The sequence below is a fragment of the Flavobacteriales bacterium genome (genome assembly GCA_013001705.1).
Taxonomy (GTDB): domain Bacteria; phylum Bacteroidota; class Bacteroidia; order Flavobacteriales_D; family JABDKJ01; genus JABDLZ01.
This window is the reverse complement of record JABDLZ010000100.1, coordinates 1-13,658: the sequence shown is the minus strand read 5'-3', so window position 1 is coordinate 13,658 and position 13,658 is coordinate 1. Positions and strand designations below refer to the sequence as shown.

Below are 13,658 nucleotides of genomic sequence, written 5' to 3'. Positions count from 1 at the left end.
GCATGGGACAGAAGTGTCATCCAATAGGAAATAGACTGGGTTACATCAAAGGTTGGGACTCCAGCTGGTATGGTGGTAAGGACTATACAGATAAACTCGTAGAAGACCATAAGATCAGGACCTACCTGAGAGCGCGTCTTCGCAAAGCAAGTATATCCAAGATCATCATCGAGCGTACCTTGAAAGTGGTCACCGTGACCATCAAGACCGCACGTCCAGGTGTGATCATCGGGAAAGGCGGGCAAGAGGTAGACAAGCTGAAAGAAGAGCTCAAGAAACTGACCAAGAAGGATGTACAGATCAACATCTACGAGATCAAACGTCCCGAGTTGGATGCCCGATTGGTAGCAGAGAGCATCGCTCGTCAGATCGAAGGCCGTATCTCTTACCGTAGAGCCATCAAGATGAGCATTGCCAGCACCATGCGTATGGGCGCTGAAGGAATCAAGGTGATGGTCTCAGGAAGATTGAACGGAGCTGAGATCGCTCGTACAGAGCTTTACAAGGATGGCCGTATTCCACTTCACACCTTCAGAGCCGATATCGATTATGCTTTGGTAGAAGCCCATACGACTTACGGTCGTATCGGAGTCAAGGTATGGATCATGAAAGGTGAAGTCTATGGAAAGCGTGATCTGTCGCCCACATTCGGACTGGAGAAGAAAGGCGGTAAAGGTGGTCGTGGAGGAAACCGTGGAGGTTCTCGCGGAGGCTCACGTAGAAGAGACAACAGATAAGAGCTCAGTGTAACACTAGAAAGAAGGTATCATGTTACAACCGAAAAGAACGAAACATAGGAAGATGCAGAAGGGCCGCATCAAAGGGAACGCCAACCGGGGTAGCCAGGTTGCTTTCGGGACCTTCGGCCTTAAAACAATGGATGAAGGATTCATCACTTCCCGTCAGATCGAGGCTGCCCGTATTGCGGTGACCCGATATATGAAAAGGGAAGGAAAGGTCTGGATACGCATCTTCCCAGACAAACCCATCACAGCAAAACCAGCTGAAGTACGTATGGGTAAAGGTAAAGGTGCACCTAGCCACTGGGTGGCAGTAGTGAAACCGGGACGGATCATGTTCGAAGCGGATGGTGTGCCTATCGAAGTGGCCAGAGAAGCCATGCGATTGGCCGCTCAGAAACTACCGGTAAGGACCAAGTTCGTTGTCCGAAGGGATTATGTAGAATAAGCAAGTACCTGGAGAAATGAAATATTCTGAAATAAAGGACCTCTCAACTGACGAGATCAAGGAAAAACTCTCGGTAGAACGCGATTCACTCACCAAGATGAGGATCAATCATACGATCTCTCCTCTGGAGAATCCCAAAGCCATGGGAGCAACTAGGAAGAACATCGCTCGCATGCTTACCGAGCTGAGAAAAAGAGAAATAGCTGAGGCTAATACCAAGTAAGATGACTAGGAATCTTAGAAAAGAACGGATCGGAGTCGTGACCAGCGACAAGATGAACAAGACCATCGTGGTCGCTGTGCAGCGTAAGATGAAGCACCCACTCTATGGGAAATTCGTCAAGAATACCTCCAAGTTCATGGCTCACGATGAAAAAGAGGAATGCGGTATCGGTGATACCGTAAAGATCATGGAGACCAGACCATTGAGCAAAAGCAAGCGCTGGAGATTGGTCGAAGTACTAGAGAAGGCCAAGTAATAATCAAGCGGTCAGCGTAAGAATTTAAGAGATGATACAACAAGAGTCACGATTGAAAGTAGCCGACAATAGCGGAGCCAAAGAGGTCCTCTGCATCAGGGTACTCGGAGGAACCAAAAGAAGATATGCTTCTGTAGGTGACAAGATAGTGGTATCGGTAAAGGAGGCCATGCCTTCTGGCAATGTGAAGAAAGGAGCGGTCTCCACAGCAGTGGTCGTTCGCACCAAGAAGGAGATACGCAGAGCTGACGGATCCTATATCCGATTCGATGAGAATGCAGCGGTCCTCCTGAATGCGGCCGGTGAGTTGAGAGGAACACGGATCTTCGGACCCGTAGCACGTGAACTACGTGAGAAGGACTTTATGAAAATAGTATCGCTCGCTCCTGAAGTGATCTGATAGAAAGAAATCGAAGTCATGAAGAAATTGCACATAAAGAAAGGAGACAAGGTCAGGATCCTAGCCGGTATTCACCGCGGTGAAGAAGGTCAGGTCTTGGAAGTCGACCCTAAGAAGATGCGAGCCATCGTTGAGGGTATGAATCTGGTGTCCAAGCATACCAGACCCAGTGCGGCACACCCAGAAGGAGGGATAGTCAAAGAAGAAGCTGGGATCCATATCTCCAATCTGATGCTGATCGATAGTAAGACCGGAGAACCTTCTCGAGTCGGAAGAAAAAAAGACGACAAAGGGAACTCGGTCAGGTATTTTAAGAAATCAGGACAAGAGCTTAAGTGATGTATACACCAAGACTCAAAGAAGTATATAAGAAAGAGGTCGCTCCAGCACTCGTGCAGGAGTTCGGGTACCGCTCACCCATGAAAGCACCTCGATTGAAAAAAATCTGTGTCAACCAAGGACTCGGAAAAGGAGTGGCCGACAAGAAACTGATCGAAGTTGCAGTAGATGAGCTATCCGCTATCACTGGACAGCGTGCAGTGCCTTGCTACTCCAAGAAGGACATATCCAACTTCAAATTAAGAAAGGGTATGCCGATCGGTGCCAAAGTCACTCTGCGTGGAGACATGATGTACGACTTCTTCGATAGATTGATGTCGGTAGCACTTCCTCGTACTCGTGACTTCAGAGGGGTCAAAGCTTCAGGCTTCGATGGAAGAGGGAATTTCACCTTGGGAATCCGCGAGCAGATCGTCTTCCCAGAGATAGACATCGAGCAAGTACGCGAAATCAACGGTATGGATATCACTATCGTGACTAGTGCTGATAGTGATGAAGAGGCTAAGGCCTTGTTGGATAAGTTCAACTTCCCATTTGTAAAAAAGAACTGAGATGGCTAAGGAATCCATGAAAGCGCGGGAGCGCAAAAGAGAAAGAATGGTTGCACGTTACGCTGAGAAGCGGGCGAAGCTGAAGGCAGAAGGTGATTGGGAAGGTCTACAGAAACTTCCTAAGAATTCTTCAAGGGTCCGTCTGCACAACCGTTGCAAATTGACCGGAAGACCACGCGGATACATGAGACAGTTCGGTATCTCCAGGGTACTCTTCCGTAAAATGGCCCTCGAGGGCAAGATACCAGGAGTCAAGAAGGCCAGCTGGTAATAGATGATTGTTCGACTATCAAGAGATTAAGAAAATGAATACTGATCCAATAGCAGATTACCTCACCAGGATCCGGAATGGAATCATGGCCAAGAAAAAGGTCATCAACATCCCTGCTTCCCAGACGAAGAAGGAGATGACGAGGATTCTTATGGAGAAAGGGTATATCCTCAACTACAAGGTCGAGGAGAAGCAACCACAAGACTCCATCAAGATTGCTTTGAAATACGATCCGGTCTCAGGTAAGCCGGCCATTACTTCACTTCAACGTGCCAGTAAGCCTGGGCTGCGGAAGTATGCTGGAGCAGACAAACTTCCAAGGGTCCTCAACGGACTTGGAATCTCCATCATGTCCACCTCCAAAGGAGTGATGACGGATAAGGAGGCCAAAACTGAGAATGTAGGCGGAGAAGTACTCGCATACGTTTATTGATAACGAGAATTAAGGTAAACAATGTCACGAATAGGAAACGCACCGGTCTCTATCCCTTCTGGAGTGGATGTCACAGTGAAAGACAACGTGGTATCCGTCAAAGGGCCTAAAGGCGAATTGACCCAGGCGATGGACCCATCCATCACTGTAGATATTTCAGATGATTCCATCGTCTGTAAGAGAAACTCCGAGGCCAAGCAGGTCAAGGCATATCATGGTCTGTATCGCTCGTTGATCAACAATATGATCGAAGGGGTCACCAATGGATTCAAGATCCAGCAAGAATTGGTGGGTGTAGGATATAGAGCGCAGGTCTCAGGTCAGACATTGACCATGAACCTGGGTTTCTCCCACCCAGTGGTGTTCGAGATGCCCAGTGAGATCAAGATTTCGGCCGAGACCGAGAAAGGAAAGAATCCTGTGGTGACTTTGGAATCTGCCGACAAACAGTTGGTCGGGCAGGTTGCCGCCAAGATTAGATCACTCCGTAAGCCTGAGCCATACAAGGGTAAAGGAATCAAGTACGTGGGTGAACATATCAGAAGAAAAGCCGGTAAGACCGCAGCTAAATAATCGAATGTCATGAGACTTACGAAAGAAGCACGAAGAAGTAGGATCAAAAAGCGGATCAGAAAGGTGATCCAAGGCACCCCAGCGTGTCCCAGACTCTCTGTGTACAGAAGTAACAAGGAGATCTATGCTCAATTGATCGATGACACCAATGGGGTGACTCTAGGAGCATTCTCTTCTAAAAAGGCCAAAGCCGATGGATCCAAGAAGGACGTTGCGGTCGAAGTCGGAAAGGGAATCGGAGAGATTGCCAAGGAGAAAGGAATTGAAAAAGTAGTATTCGACAGGAATGGATATCTGTACCATGGTAGGGTCAAGGCCCTGGCCGAAGGTGCACGTGAGGCCGGACTGAAATTCTAAGGATAATGACTAGAATCAAGAATAGGATTAAAGCAGGTGACCTGGAGCTTACTGATAAGCTCGTTACCATCAACCGTGTGACCAAAGTGACCAAAGGAGGTCGTACGTTCAGCTTCTCGGCCATTGTGGTCGTAGGTGATGAGAACGGAATCGTAGGTCACGGTCTAGGAAAATCCCTCGAAGTGCAAGGAGCGATAGCGAAAGCAATCGATGATGCCAAGAAGAACCTGATCAAAGTACCGGTCATACATGGGACCATCCCACACGAGCAAAATGGAAAGTATTCAGGAGCACGAGTCTTCTTGAAGCCTGCTTCCAACGGTACAGGTGTGATCGCTGGTGGTGCCATGCGTGCTGTTCTGGAGAGCGTAGGAGTACACGATGTACTGGCCAAATCAAAAGGTTCATCCAATCCACATAATGTGGTCAAGGCGACCATCGATGCTCTCTCTCAGCTACGTGACGCCTATATGGTCGCTAAGGACAGAGGAGTAGATGTACAAACGGTATTCAACGGATAATCTAGGATATCATGGCGAAGATCACTATCACCCAAGTTCGCAGCTCTATCAACAGGCCCAAGGATCAAAAGGCCACATTGAAAGCACTCGGACTCAACAAACTCAATAATCCTAGGACACATGAGGCTACACCTCAGGTCCTTGGAATGATAGCTAAAGTGAAGCACCTGCTCAAAGTCGAAGAGGCTTGAGCGAGAGCTAAAAACGAAGAAAGATGGAATTGAATAATCTCAGACCTGCGAAAGGCAGCACAAAGAAGCGAAAGCGAGTGGGTAGAGGACAGGGATCCGGCTACGGAGGCACCTCTACACGCGGTCACAAAGGAGCAAAATCACGTTCGGGTTACAAGACCAAGCGAGGCTTCGAAGGAGGGCAGATGCCACTACAAAGACGAATTCCGAAGTTCGGTTTCACCAACAGGAACAGGGTGGCCTACAAAGGCATCAATCTGGACACCATCCAGATGATCGCTGACGAGAAGAAACTCACTGCACTGGACCCGGCTGTAATGGTCGAAGTGGGTATCGCGTCCAAGAACGATTTGATCAAGATTCTAGGAAGGGGAGAACTGAATGCAAAGGTCGAGATCAAGGCCCATGCCTTCTCTGCAACCGCAAAAGCGGCCATTGAAGAGAAAGGGGGCACGGCAGAGATCATTGCATAACTAAACACGGAGCACGAGGCATGAAGAATTTTATCGAAACATTGAAGAACATCTGGAAGATCGAAGAACTCAGAAGCCGTATCATGGTGACACTGGGTTTCATCCTGATCTTCAGAATCGGTTCTTATGTAGTGATTCCAGGAGTGGACCTTGAGGCGCTAGAAGCGGGTAATTCCGGCAATAGCGGAGGTCTCTTCGGACTGCTGGCACTCTTCACCGGAGGAGCCTTCAGCCGAGCATCCATTTTTGCTCTGGGTATCATGCCTTACATCTCTGCATCCATCATCATGCAGCTCCTAGGTATTGCTGTACCTAGCATTCAGAAGATGCAGCGAGAAGGAGAAAGCGGTCAGAAGAGGATAAACCAGATCACTCGATTCCTGACTATCGGTATCACCTCTTTGCAAGCTCCGGGTTACTTGGCCTCATCAGTGGTCTCGGTCCCTAACGCAGTACCAGACCCCAGTTGGTGGTGGTGGTTCACTTCGGTGATCATCCTTTCTGCTGGATGTCTATTCGTCATGTGGATGGGTGAGCGAATCACGGACAGAGGTATCGGTAATGGTATCTCCTTGCTCATCATGATCGGGATCATTGCCAGCCTACCTGCGAGCTTCATCCAAGAAGTCGTATCCAAAGTGGGTGTCGGTGGAGAAGGTGGAGGATTTGTTATCCTCTTGGTAGAGATCGTCTTCCTACTGCTCATCATTGCAGCGACCATCGCACTGGTGCAGGCTACCCGAAGAGTTCCCGTACAGTTCGCCAAGCGAGTTGTAGGAAACAGACAGTACGGTGGAGTAAGACAGTATATCCCATTGAAGGTCAATGCTGCTGGGGTGATGCCTATCATCTTTGCTCAGGCCATCATGTTCGTGCCACTGTATATCGCTCAAGCACTGGAAATGGAAGTAGGTACCGTGCTTCAGAGCCTGACCAATATCAATGGTCTGTGGTACAATATCATCTTCTTCTTGATGGTGGTGTTGTTCACCTATTTCTATACTGCCATCACGGTCAATCCGATGCAGATGGCCGATGATCTTAAAAGGAACGGAGGATTCATACCAGGGGTCAAACCCGGGAGAAAGACCTCGGAGTTCCTCGATAACCTATTATCACGTATCACCTTGCCAGGAGCGATATTCCTAGGCTTTGTGGCCATTCTACCAGCGTTTGCAGTTGTGTTCGGAGTGACTCAGGGATTTGCCCTGTTCTTCGGAGGAACTTCTCTGCTTATCATGGTGGGAGTGGTCTTGGATACGTTGCAACAGATTGAAAGTCATCTTCTATCCCGTCACTATGATGGTCTGATGAAAGGCGGTAAAATAAAAGGGCGTAGCAGTTCTGCGTTCGGTATGGCCGGCTGATCATGATCCATCTGAAGACGGACGAAGAGATTGAGATATTAAGACAGAGTTCTTTACTTGTTGGTAAGACTTTGGCCGAAGTGGCCAAACTGATAGAGCCCGGCATCGACACTATGAAGTTGGATGCAGTGGCCGAGGAGTTCATCAGGGACCATGGAGCTATTCCTGGTTTCAAAGGACTCTATGGTTGCCCGAGCACCCTTTTGTGTTCGGTCAATGAAGCGGTCGTGCATGGACTTCCTACCGAGCGTCCACTTGAAGAAGGGGACATCGTTTCGGTCGATTGTGGTGTACTGATGAACGACTTCTATGGTGATAGCGCCTATACATTCAAGGTAGGTGAGGTCAGCGAGGAAGTCCAGTCCTTATTGGATGTCACACAGCAATGCCTGGAAAAAGGTATAGAACAAGCTGTATCAGGCAACCGAGTGGGAGATATCGGATGGGCGATTCAGCAGCATGCTGAAGCCCACGGATACGGTGTGGTACGGGAATTGGTAGGCCACGGCCTAGGAAGAGAACTTCACGAAGAACCTGAAGTACCCAATTACGGGAAAAGAGGTCGTGGAGCGAAGTTGAAAGAAGGAATGACATTGGCCATAGAGCCTATGATCAATCTGGGAGTCAAGGAGGTCAAGCAGTTGGATGATGGATGGACCATCGTATCCGCTGATGGAAGACCCTCGGCCCACTTTGAGCACGATGTAGTCGTGCGCAAAGGCAAAGCAGAAGTCTTATCGACATTCGAGTATATAGAAGAAGTATTGTTGAATAAAGAAAAAGAGAGAATACAATAGATGGCAAAACAAGCCTCGATAGAACAGGATGGCACGATCAAAGAAGCCCTCTCGAACGCAATGTTCAGAGTGGAGCTTGAGAATGGGCATACTATTACCGCCCACATCTCAGGTAAGATGAGAATGTACTACATCCGTATTCTCCCAGGTGATAAGGTCAAAGTGGAGATGTCTCCATACGATTTGACCAAGGGCCGCATAACGTATAGATACAAGTAAAGCGAACTGATATGAAAGTCAGAGCAAGTTTGAAGAAGCGATCCGCTGATTGCAAGATCGTCAGACGTAAAGGGAAACTTTACGTGATCAATAAGAAGAACCCCAAATTCAAGCAGCGTCAAGGATGATGCTCTGCATGAAGTTTATTAAGCAGATCAGGAAATGGCACGTATAGTCGGAATAGACCTACCTAGGAACAAAAGAGGAGAGATAGGATTGACCTATATCTTCGGAATCGGACACACCACCGCTCGATCCATCTTGGATAAGGCCGGAGTGGATTATGGCATCAAAGTCCAGGATTGGAGCGATGATCAATTGGCTGCGATCCGGAAGGTGATCAACGAAGAACACCGGGTAGAAGGTTCTCTGAGGTCAGAGATCCAGACCAATATCAAGCGATTGATGGATATCGGTTCTTATCGAGGGATACGTCATCGTACCGGTCTGCCTCTGAGAGGTCAGAAGACCAAGAACAATTCCCGTACTCGTAAGGGTAAGAGGAAGACTGTGGCCAACAAGAAGAAGGCGACCAAATAATCTTAGCATAACCATAGATAATCAGCATCATGGCAAAAGCAGCAAAAAAGAAGAAGAAAGTAAGGGTAGAGGCCCATGGACAGGCACATATCCAAGCCACTTTCAACAATATCATCATTTCCCTCACCAACAATGCAGGGGAAGTGATCTCATGGTCATCGGCCGGTAAGATGGGGTTCAGGGGTTCTAAGAAGAACACTCCATACGCAGCGCAGATGTCAGCTGAGAATTGCGGGAAAGAAGCAATGGAATATGGACTGAGAAAGGTCAAAGTCTATGTCAAAGGACCTGGTTCCGGTCGTGAATCAGCTATCCGGACATTGCACAATATGGGCATAGAAGTGACAGAGATCATCGATGTCACACCATTGCCTCACAACGGATGTAGACCTCCGAAAAGAAGAAGGGTCTGATCCAAACGAATTATCGATTAAAGAAAATCAAAGAGTAGACCATGGCACGATACAGAGGTCCCAAGTCAAAGATCGCACGCAAATTCAGAGAACCGATTTTCGGTCCTGATAAGGCCTTGGAGCGTAAGAATTACCCTCCGGGTATGCACGGTAATAATAGAAGGAGAGGAAAGCAATCCGAATATGCCGTACAGCTCATGGAGAAGCAGAAGGCCAAGTATACCTATGGCATCTTGGAGAAGCAATTCTCCAATATGTTCAAGAAGGCTTCTGCCAAACAAGGTATCACAGGTACCAACCTCCTCCAGATGTGTGAGTCTCGATTGGATAACACAGTATTCAGACTCGGTATTGCACCGACACGAAGAGCAGCCCGTCAATTGGTGGGTCACCGTCACATCACCGTCAATGGGAAAGTGGTCAATATCCCTTCTTTCAGCCTACGACCTGGAGATGTGATCGGTGTGCGTGAACGCTCCAAGAGCTTGGAATCCATTACAGCTTCTCTGGCTGCTAATTCAGCTTCCTCTTGGGATTGGTTGGATTGGAACCAAGATGCGATGACCGGTGAATTCCTGGCCAGCCCAGAGCGCGAGCAGATTCCTGAGAATATCAAGGAGCAACTCATCGTGGAACTTTATTCTAAATAATCCTAACACACAATAGAACATGCCCATCTTAGACTTCCAAAAGCCGGACAAAGTCATCATGATAGAATCAGATGAGAGAAGCGGATCCTTCGAGTTCCGTCCTCTTGAGCCTGGTTATGGTGTGACTGTTGGTAACGCACTCAGAAGAATTCTCCTTTCCTCACTTGAGGGATTTGCCATTACTTCTGTGCGTATCGAGGGTGTAGACCATGAGTTCTCCACCATCAAGGGTGTTGTGGAGGATATCACCGAGATCGTCTTGAATCTCAAGCAAGTACGCTTCAAGCAACAGATCGAGGATACCAATTCCGAAAAACTGAAAGTGACCGTTTCCGGTAAGGATACCTTCACTGCAGGCGATATCGGAAACTTCACTTCTGCTTTCCAGGTGTTGAATCCCGACTTGGTGATCGCCCACATGGATAAGAAGGTCAAGATCGAACTGGAATTGACCATCGGAAAAGGAAGAGGATACGTACCTGCTGAAGAGAATAAGATCTCCAATGCACCCATAGGGACCATCTTCACAGATAGCATCTTCACTCCGATCAAGAATGTGAAGTACAACATCGAGAACTTCCGTGTCGAGCAGAAGACAGACTATGAGAAGTTGATCATCGATCTGATGACCGATGGTTCCATCTCTCCAAAGGATGCGCTCCAAGAAGCCGCTAAGATCCTGATTCATCATTTCATGCTCTTCTCCGATGAGAAGATCACCTTGGAGACCGAGATCAAGAAAGAAGTGGAGGAATTCGATGAGAGTTCACTGCACATGCGTCAATTGCTTAAGTCCCGCTTGGTCGATATGAACCTTTCGGTACGAGCATTGAATTGCTTGAAGGCTGCTGACATCGAGACATTGGGTGACTTGGTAGCCTACAATAAGAATGACCTATTGAAGTTCAGAAACTTCGGTAAGAAATCCCTGACCGAACTAGAAGACCTTGTAGAAAGCAAGAGTCTGGAATTCGGAATGGACGTGAGTAAGTATAAATTGGACAAGGAGTAAAGGCTGGAACGCCTGATCTCTTACACGCTGAATCGAGATGAGACACGGAAAGAAATTCAATCACTTGAAGCGCAAGCCGGCCCACAGAAAGGCGATGCTTGCCAATATGGCTTGCTCGTTGATCGAGCATAAGCGCATCAATACGACTGTGGCCAAAGCCAAAGCGCTCAAGAAATACATCGAGCCATTGGTCACCAAGTCGAAGACCGATACCACACATAGCAGAAGAGTTGTCTTCAGCTATCTGAAGCAAAAAGAAGCGGTGACCGAACTCTTCCGAGAAGTTTCTGCTAAAGTCGCTTCACGTCCAGGTGGTTATACACGGATCATCCGCACAGGGAACCGCCTAGGTGACAATGCAGATATGTGTATGATCGAGCTGGTGGACTTCAATGACGTCTACACGACAGAAAAGAAGGCCAAGAAGAAGCGAAGCCGTAGAGGTGGAAAGAAATCTGGAGCTGGAGCTGCAGCTACCGTAGCTGCTGCCGCTGGTACAGTGGCCGCTAAGGCTGAAGAGGCTGCAACTGATGCTGCTGAGGCAGCGAGCGAAGCCGCAGAAGAAGTGAAAGAGATCGCGTCTGAAACTGTAGAAGCTGTAGAAGAGACCACTGAAGAGGTATCAGAAGCAGTCGAAGAGGTCAAAGATGAGACCGAAGATTCTAGCGAAGAGAAGAACGCCAAGGATGAAGAAGAATGATAATTTGCCTTGGCACTGTTAAAAAGACCCGGGATGTTCTTAACTAGAGCATCCCTTTTTTTTGTCCAAATTTGCGCGAAATGAAGCGAGCAACACTACTACTGGAAGATGGTACCCGCTTTCAAGGCAGAGCCATCGGTGCCAAGGGCACGACTACTGGGGAAATAGCTTTCAATACTGGGATGACCGGGTATCAAGAGATATTCACCGATCCCTCCTACTACGGTCAGGTCCTGGTCATGAATACATCTCATATCGGGAATTACGGTACCCATGCAGAAGAGATAGAATCAGGCAGTATCAAGATTGCCGGCCTGGTGGTCAAGAAATTCTCAGAAGTCTATTCCAGACCCAGTGCGTCTATGTCCATCCAAGATTATCTGGAAAAGGCCGGTCTGGTAGGAATATCCGATATCGATACCCGAGCGCTGGTCCGACATATCCGCGATTGCGGAGCGATGAATGCCCTCATCACCTCTGAAGACCTCAGTGATTCAGAGATGGAGCAAATGCTCAAAGAGACACCTTCCATGGATGGGATGGAACTCAGCTCCAAGGTGAGTGCTACCGAGATCTCTGTTCACGGGAATGAGGACGCAGATGTGCACATTGCCCTGCTCGACTTGGGCACGAAGACCAATATCATCCGCTGCTTGACCGATCGTGGATGCAAGGTGACTTGTTATCCGATGACTACTAGCGCAGAAGAAATCTTGAAGAACCGACCCGATGGAATCATGTATACCAATGGTCCAGGTGATCCAGCGGCCATGTCTGATACGGTCCAGAAGGTCAAGAGTCTGGTGGAATCCGGGGTGCCTGGATTCGGCATCTGTCTCGGGCATCAGATGATCGCATTGAGCCAGGGCCTCAAGACACGCAAGATGCATCACGGTCACCGGGGTATCAATCACCCTGTGCTGAACAAGATCTCTGGGAAGGCCGAGGTCACCTCACAGAACCACGGCTTCGTTGTGGATGAGGGTAGTATCAATCTTGCTGAGAATATAGAGGTCACCCATGTACACCTCAATGACGATTCCATCGCTGGCATCCGACTCAAAGACCGCCCGGTATTCTCTGTGCAATATCACCCAGAGGCCAATCCAGGACCTCACGATAGTCGCTACCTCTTCGATCAATTCGTAGAGGCGGTCAAAGAGAATAAAAAAGAACTGATAACCTCCGAACAATGAGCTTGATAACCAATATACACGCCAGACAGATCCTGGATTCACGTGGCAATCCGACCATCGAAGTCGAGGTCTATACCGATAGTGGGGCCGTGGGAAGAGCAGCGGTTCCTTCAGGCGCATCTACAGGGATGTACGAAGCCGTAGAGCTACGCGATGGTGACAAAGGCATCTATCTAGGGAAGGGAGTCAACAAAGCGGTCCAGAATGTGAATACGACCCTCAATGAGGAATTGAGAGGAGCCTATGTACTGGATCAGAATCTGATCGACCGGGCCATGGTCGGAATGGATGGTACCGAGAATAAAGCCCTGCTGGGCGCCAATGCTATTCTAGGCGTGAGTCTGGCTGTGGCCAATGCCGCGGCACAGGTCACTGGTCAACCGCTCTATCGCTACGTGGGAGGTGTAAGTGCCAATACACTTCCCGTGCCTATGATGAATATCCTGAATGGAGGTTCGCATGCAGATAACAAGATCGATATCCAAGAGTTCATGATCATGCCCGTGGGTGCTGAGAGTTTCTCAGAAGCCTTGCGAATGGGTGCCGAGGTGTTCCATGCATTGAAAGATGTGTTGAAATCCCAAGGACACTCTACCAATGTGGGTGATGAAGGTGGATTCGCACCCAATCTCGATTCCAATGAAGAGGCCATCAAGGTGGTGCTGGAAGCCATAGAAAAGGCCGGATACAAGATAGAAGACGACCTTCTGCTAGCCTTGGATGCGGCCAGCAGTGAGTTCTATGATAAAGAGAAAGGAAAGTACATTCTGTCATCTACCGGTGATGAGTTGAGCAGCGATGAGATGGTGGGGTTCTGGAAGGATTGGTGTGATAAGTATCCCATCATATCCATAGAGGATGGATTGGATGAGAACGATTGGGATGGATGGACCAAGCTGACAGAGACCCTCGGGGACTCTATTCAATTGGTAGGAGATGATCTCTTTGTGACCAACACAGAACGCCTGGCCAAGGGGATCGAACAAGG

25 protein-coding genes are annotated in these 13,658 nt (G+C 48.4%); all 25 read left to right on the top strand.

Annotated features, from left to right (window positions below):
* Positions 1-2 precede the first annotated feature (2 nt).
* A complete protein-coding gene (gene rpsC, locus HKN79_04110) occupies positions 3-737 on the top strand; it encodes a 30S ribosomal protein S3 (GenBank protein ID NNC82739.1) in 735 nt (244 codons plus the stop codon).
* Between the two features lie 31 nt (positions 738-768).
* Complete coding sequence (rplP, locus tag HKN79_04105; GenBank protein ID NNC82738.1) at positions 769-1,188, top strand: 50S ribosomal protein L16; 420 nt, start codon at positions 769-771, stop codon at positions 1,186-1,188.
* Positions 1,189-1,204: 16 nt separating this feature from the next.
* On the top strand, positions 1,205-1,411 hold the full coding sequence (gene rpmC / locus HKN79_04100) for a 50S ribosomal protein L29 (GenBank protein ID NNC82737.1): 207 nt from the start codon (positions 1,205-1,207) through the stop codon (positions 1,409-1,411).
* A gap of 1 nt (position 1,412) precedes the next feature.
* The gene (gene rpsQ / locus HKN79_04095) at positions 1,413-1,667 is read left to right on the top strand and encodes a 30S ribosomal protein S17 (GenBank protein ID NNC82736.1); all 255 of its coding nucleotides are present in this window, start codon (positions 1,413-1,415) and stop codon (positions 1,665-1,667) included.
* 31 nt (positions 1,668-1,698) lie between these two features.
* Positions 1,699-2,067 (top strand): 50S ribosomal protein L14, encoded by a 369-nt coding sequence (gene rplN / locus HKN79_04090; protein NNC82735.1) that lies wholly within the window; start codon positions 1,699-1,701, stop codon positions 2,065-2,067.
* An 18-nt stretch (positions 2,068-2,085) separates the two neighbouring features.
* The gene (rplX, locus tag HKN79_04085; protein NNC82734.1) at positions 2,086-2,406 is read left to right on the top strand and encodes a 50S ribosomal protein L24; all 321 of its coding nucleotides are present in this window, start codon (positions 2,086-2,088) and stop codon (positions 2,404-2,406) included.
* On the top strand, positions 2,403-2,957 hold the full coding sequence (rplE, locus tag HKN79_04080; GenBank protein ID NNC82733.1) for a 50S ribosomal protein L5: 555 nt from the start codon (positions 2,403-2,405) through the stop codon (positions 2,955-2,957). Before rplX ends, rplE begins: the two co-directional genes overlap by 4 nt.
* Before the next feature lies 1 nt (position 2,958).
* Entirely contained in the window at positions 2,959-3,228 is a 270-nt protein-coding gene (gene rpsN / locus HKN79_04075; GenBank protein NNC82732.1) for a 30S ribosomal protein S14, read from the top strand.
* Positions 3,229-3,262: 34 nt separating this feature from the next.
* Positions 3,263-3,661, top strand: coding sequence for a 30S ribosomal protein S8 (gene rpsH / locus HKN79_04070; protein ID NNC82731.1), 399 nt, complete (start codon positions 3,263-3,265; stop codon positions 3,659-3,661).
* 21 nt (positions 3,662-3,682) lie between these two features.
* Complete coding sequence (gene rplF / locus HKN79_04065; GenBank protein ID NNC82730.1) at positions 3,683-4,234, top strand: 50S ribosomal protein L6; 552 nt, start codon at positions 3,683-3,685, stop codon at positions 4,232-4,234.
* A 9-nt stretch (positions 4,235-4,243) separates the two neighbouring features.
* Positions 4,244-4,591, top strand: coding sequence for a 50S ribosomal protein L18 (locus HKN79_04060; GenBank protein ID NNC82729.1), 348 nt, complete (start codon positions 4,244-4,246; stop codon positions 4,589-4,591).
* A 5-nt stretch (positions 4,592-4,596) separates the two neighbouring features.
* Positions 4,597-5,112: a 30S ribosomal protein S5 gene (gene rpsE / locus HKN79_04055; GenBank protein ID NNC82728.1), complete on the top strand. Its 516-nt coding sequence runs from the start codon at positions 4,597-4,599 to the stop codon at positions 5,110-5,112.
* 11 nt (positions 5,113-5,123) lie between these two features.
* Positions 5,124-5,303 (top strand): 50S ribosomal protein L30, encoded by a 180-nt coding sequence (rpmD, locus tag HKN79_04050; protein NNC82727.1) that lies wholly within the window; start codon positions 5,124-5,126, stop codon positions 5,301-5,303.
* Between the two features lie 23 nt (positions 5,304-5,326).
* Positions 5,327-5,776 carry a 50S ribosomal protein L15 gene (rplO, locus tag HKN79_04045; GenBank protein ID NNC82726.1) on the top strand — a complete coding sequence of 150 codons (450 nt, stop codon included), beginning with the start codon at positions 5,327-5,329 and terminating at the stop codon, positions 5,774-5,776.
* 20 nt (positions 5,777-5,796) lie between these two features.
* The gene (secY, locus tag HKN79_04040; protein NNC82725.1) at positions 5,797-7,143 is read left to right on the top strand and encodes a preprotein translocase subunit SecY; all 1,347 of its coding nucleotides are present in this window, start codon (positions 5,797-5,799) and stop codon (positions 7,141-7,143) included.
* A 2-nt stretch (positions 7,144-7,145) separates the two neighbouring features.
* The gene (map, locus tag HKN79_04035; GenBank protein ID NNC82724.1) at positions 7,146-7,940 is read left to right on the top strand and encodes a type I methionyl aminopeptidase; all 795 of its coding nucleotides are present in this window, start codon (positions 7,146-7,148) and stop codon (positions 7,938-7,940) included.
* The gene (gene infA / locus HKN79_04030) at positions 7,941-8,159 is read left to right on the top strand and encodes a translation initiation factor IF-1 (protein NNC82723.1); all 219 of its coding nucleotides are present in this window, start codon (positions 7,941-7,943) and stop codon (positions 8,157-8,159) included. It begins immediately after the preceding gene.
* An 11-nt stretch (positions 8,160-8,170) separates the two neighbouring features.
* The gene (gene rpmJ, locus HKN79_04025) at positions 8,171-8,287 is read left to right on the top strand and encodes a 50S ribosomal protein L36 (protein ID NNC82722.1); all 117 of its coding nucleotides are present in this window, start codon (positions 8,171-8,173) and stop codon (positions 8,285-8,287) included.
* Positions 8,288-8,321: 34 nt separating this feature from the next.
* Positions 8,322-8,699 (top strand): 30S ribosomal protein S13, encoded by a 378-nt coding sequence (rpsM, locus tag HKN79_04020; GenBank protein ID NNC82721.1) that lies wholly within the window; start codon positions 8,322-8,324, stop codon positions 8,697-8,699.
* Between the two features lie 29 nt (positions 8,700-8,728).
* Positions 8,729-9,112 carry a 30S ribosomal protein S11 gene (rpsK, locus tag HKN79_04015; GenBank protein ID NNC82720.1) on the top strand — a complete coding sequence of 128 codons (384 nt, stop codon included), beginning with the start codon at positions 8,729-8,731 and terminating at the stop codon, positions 9,110-9,112.
* 41 nt (positions 9,113-9,153) lie between these two features.
* Positions 9,154-9,762 carry a 30S ribosomal protein S4 gene (gene rpsD, locus HKN79_04010; protein NNC82719.1) on the top strand — a complete coding sequence of 203 codons (609 nt, stop codon included), beginning with the start codon at positions 9,154-9,156 and terminating at the stop codon, positions 9,760-9,762.
* 19 nt (positions 9,763-9,781) lie between these two features.
* Positions 9,782-10,774, top strand: coding sequence for a DNA-directed RNA polymerase subunit alpha (locus HKN79_04005; GenBank protein ID NNC82718.1), 993 nt, complete (start codon positions 9,782-9,784; stop codon positions 10,772-10,774).
* A 37-nt stretch (positions 10,775-10,811) separates the two neighbouring features.
* Positions 10,812-11,474: a 50S ribosomal protein L17 gene (gene rplQ, locus HKN79_04000; protein ID NNC82717.1), complete on the top strand. Its 663-nt coding sequence runs from the start codon at positions 10,812-10,814 to the stop codon at positions 11,472-11,474.
* A gap of 80 nt (positions 11,475-11,554) precedes the next feature.
* Entirely contained in the window at positions 11,555-12,670 is a 1,116-nt protein-coding gene (gene carA / locus HKN79_03995; protein ID NNC82716.1) for a glutamine-hydrolyzing carbamoyl-phosphate synthase small subunit, read from the top strand.
* The coding region (eno, locus tag HKN79_03990) for a phosphopyruvate hydratase (GenBank protein NNC82715.1) at positions 12,667-13,658 on the top strand (992 nt) is incomplete at its 3' end. The genes carA and eno, both read left to right, overlap by 4 nt.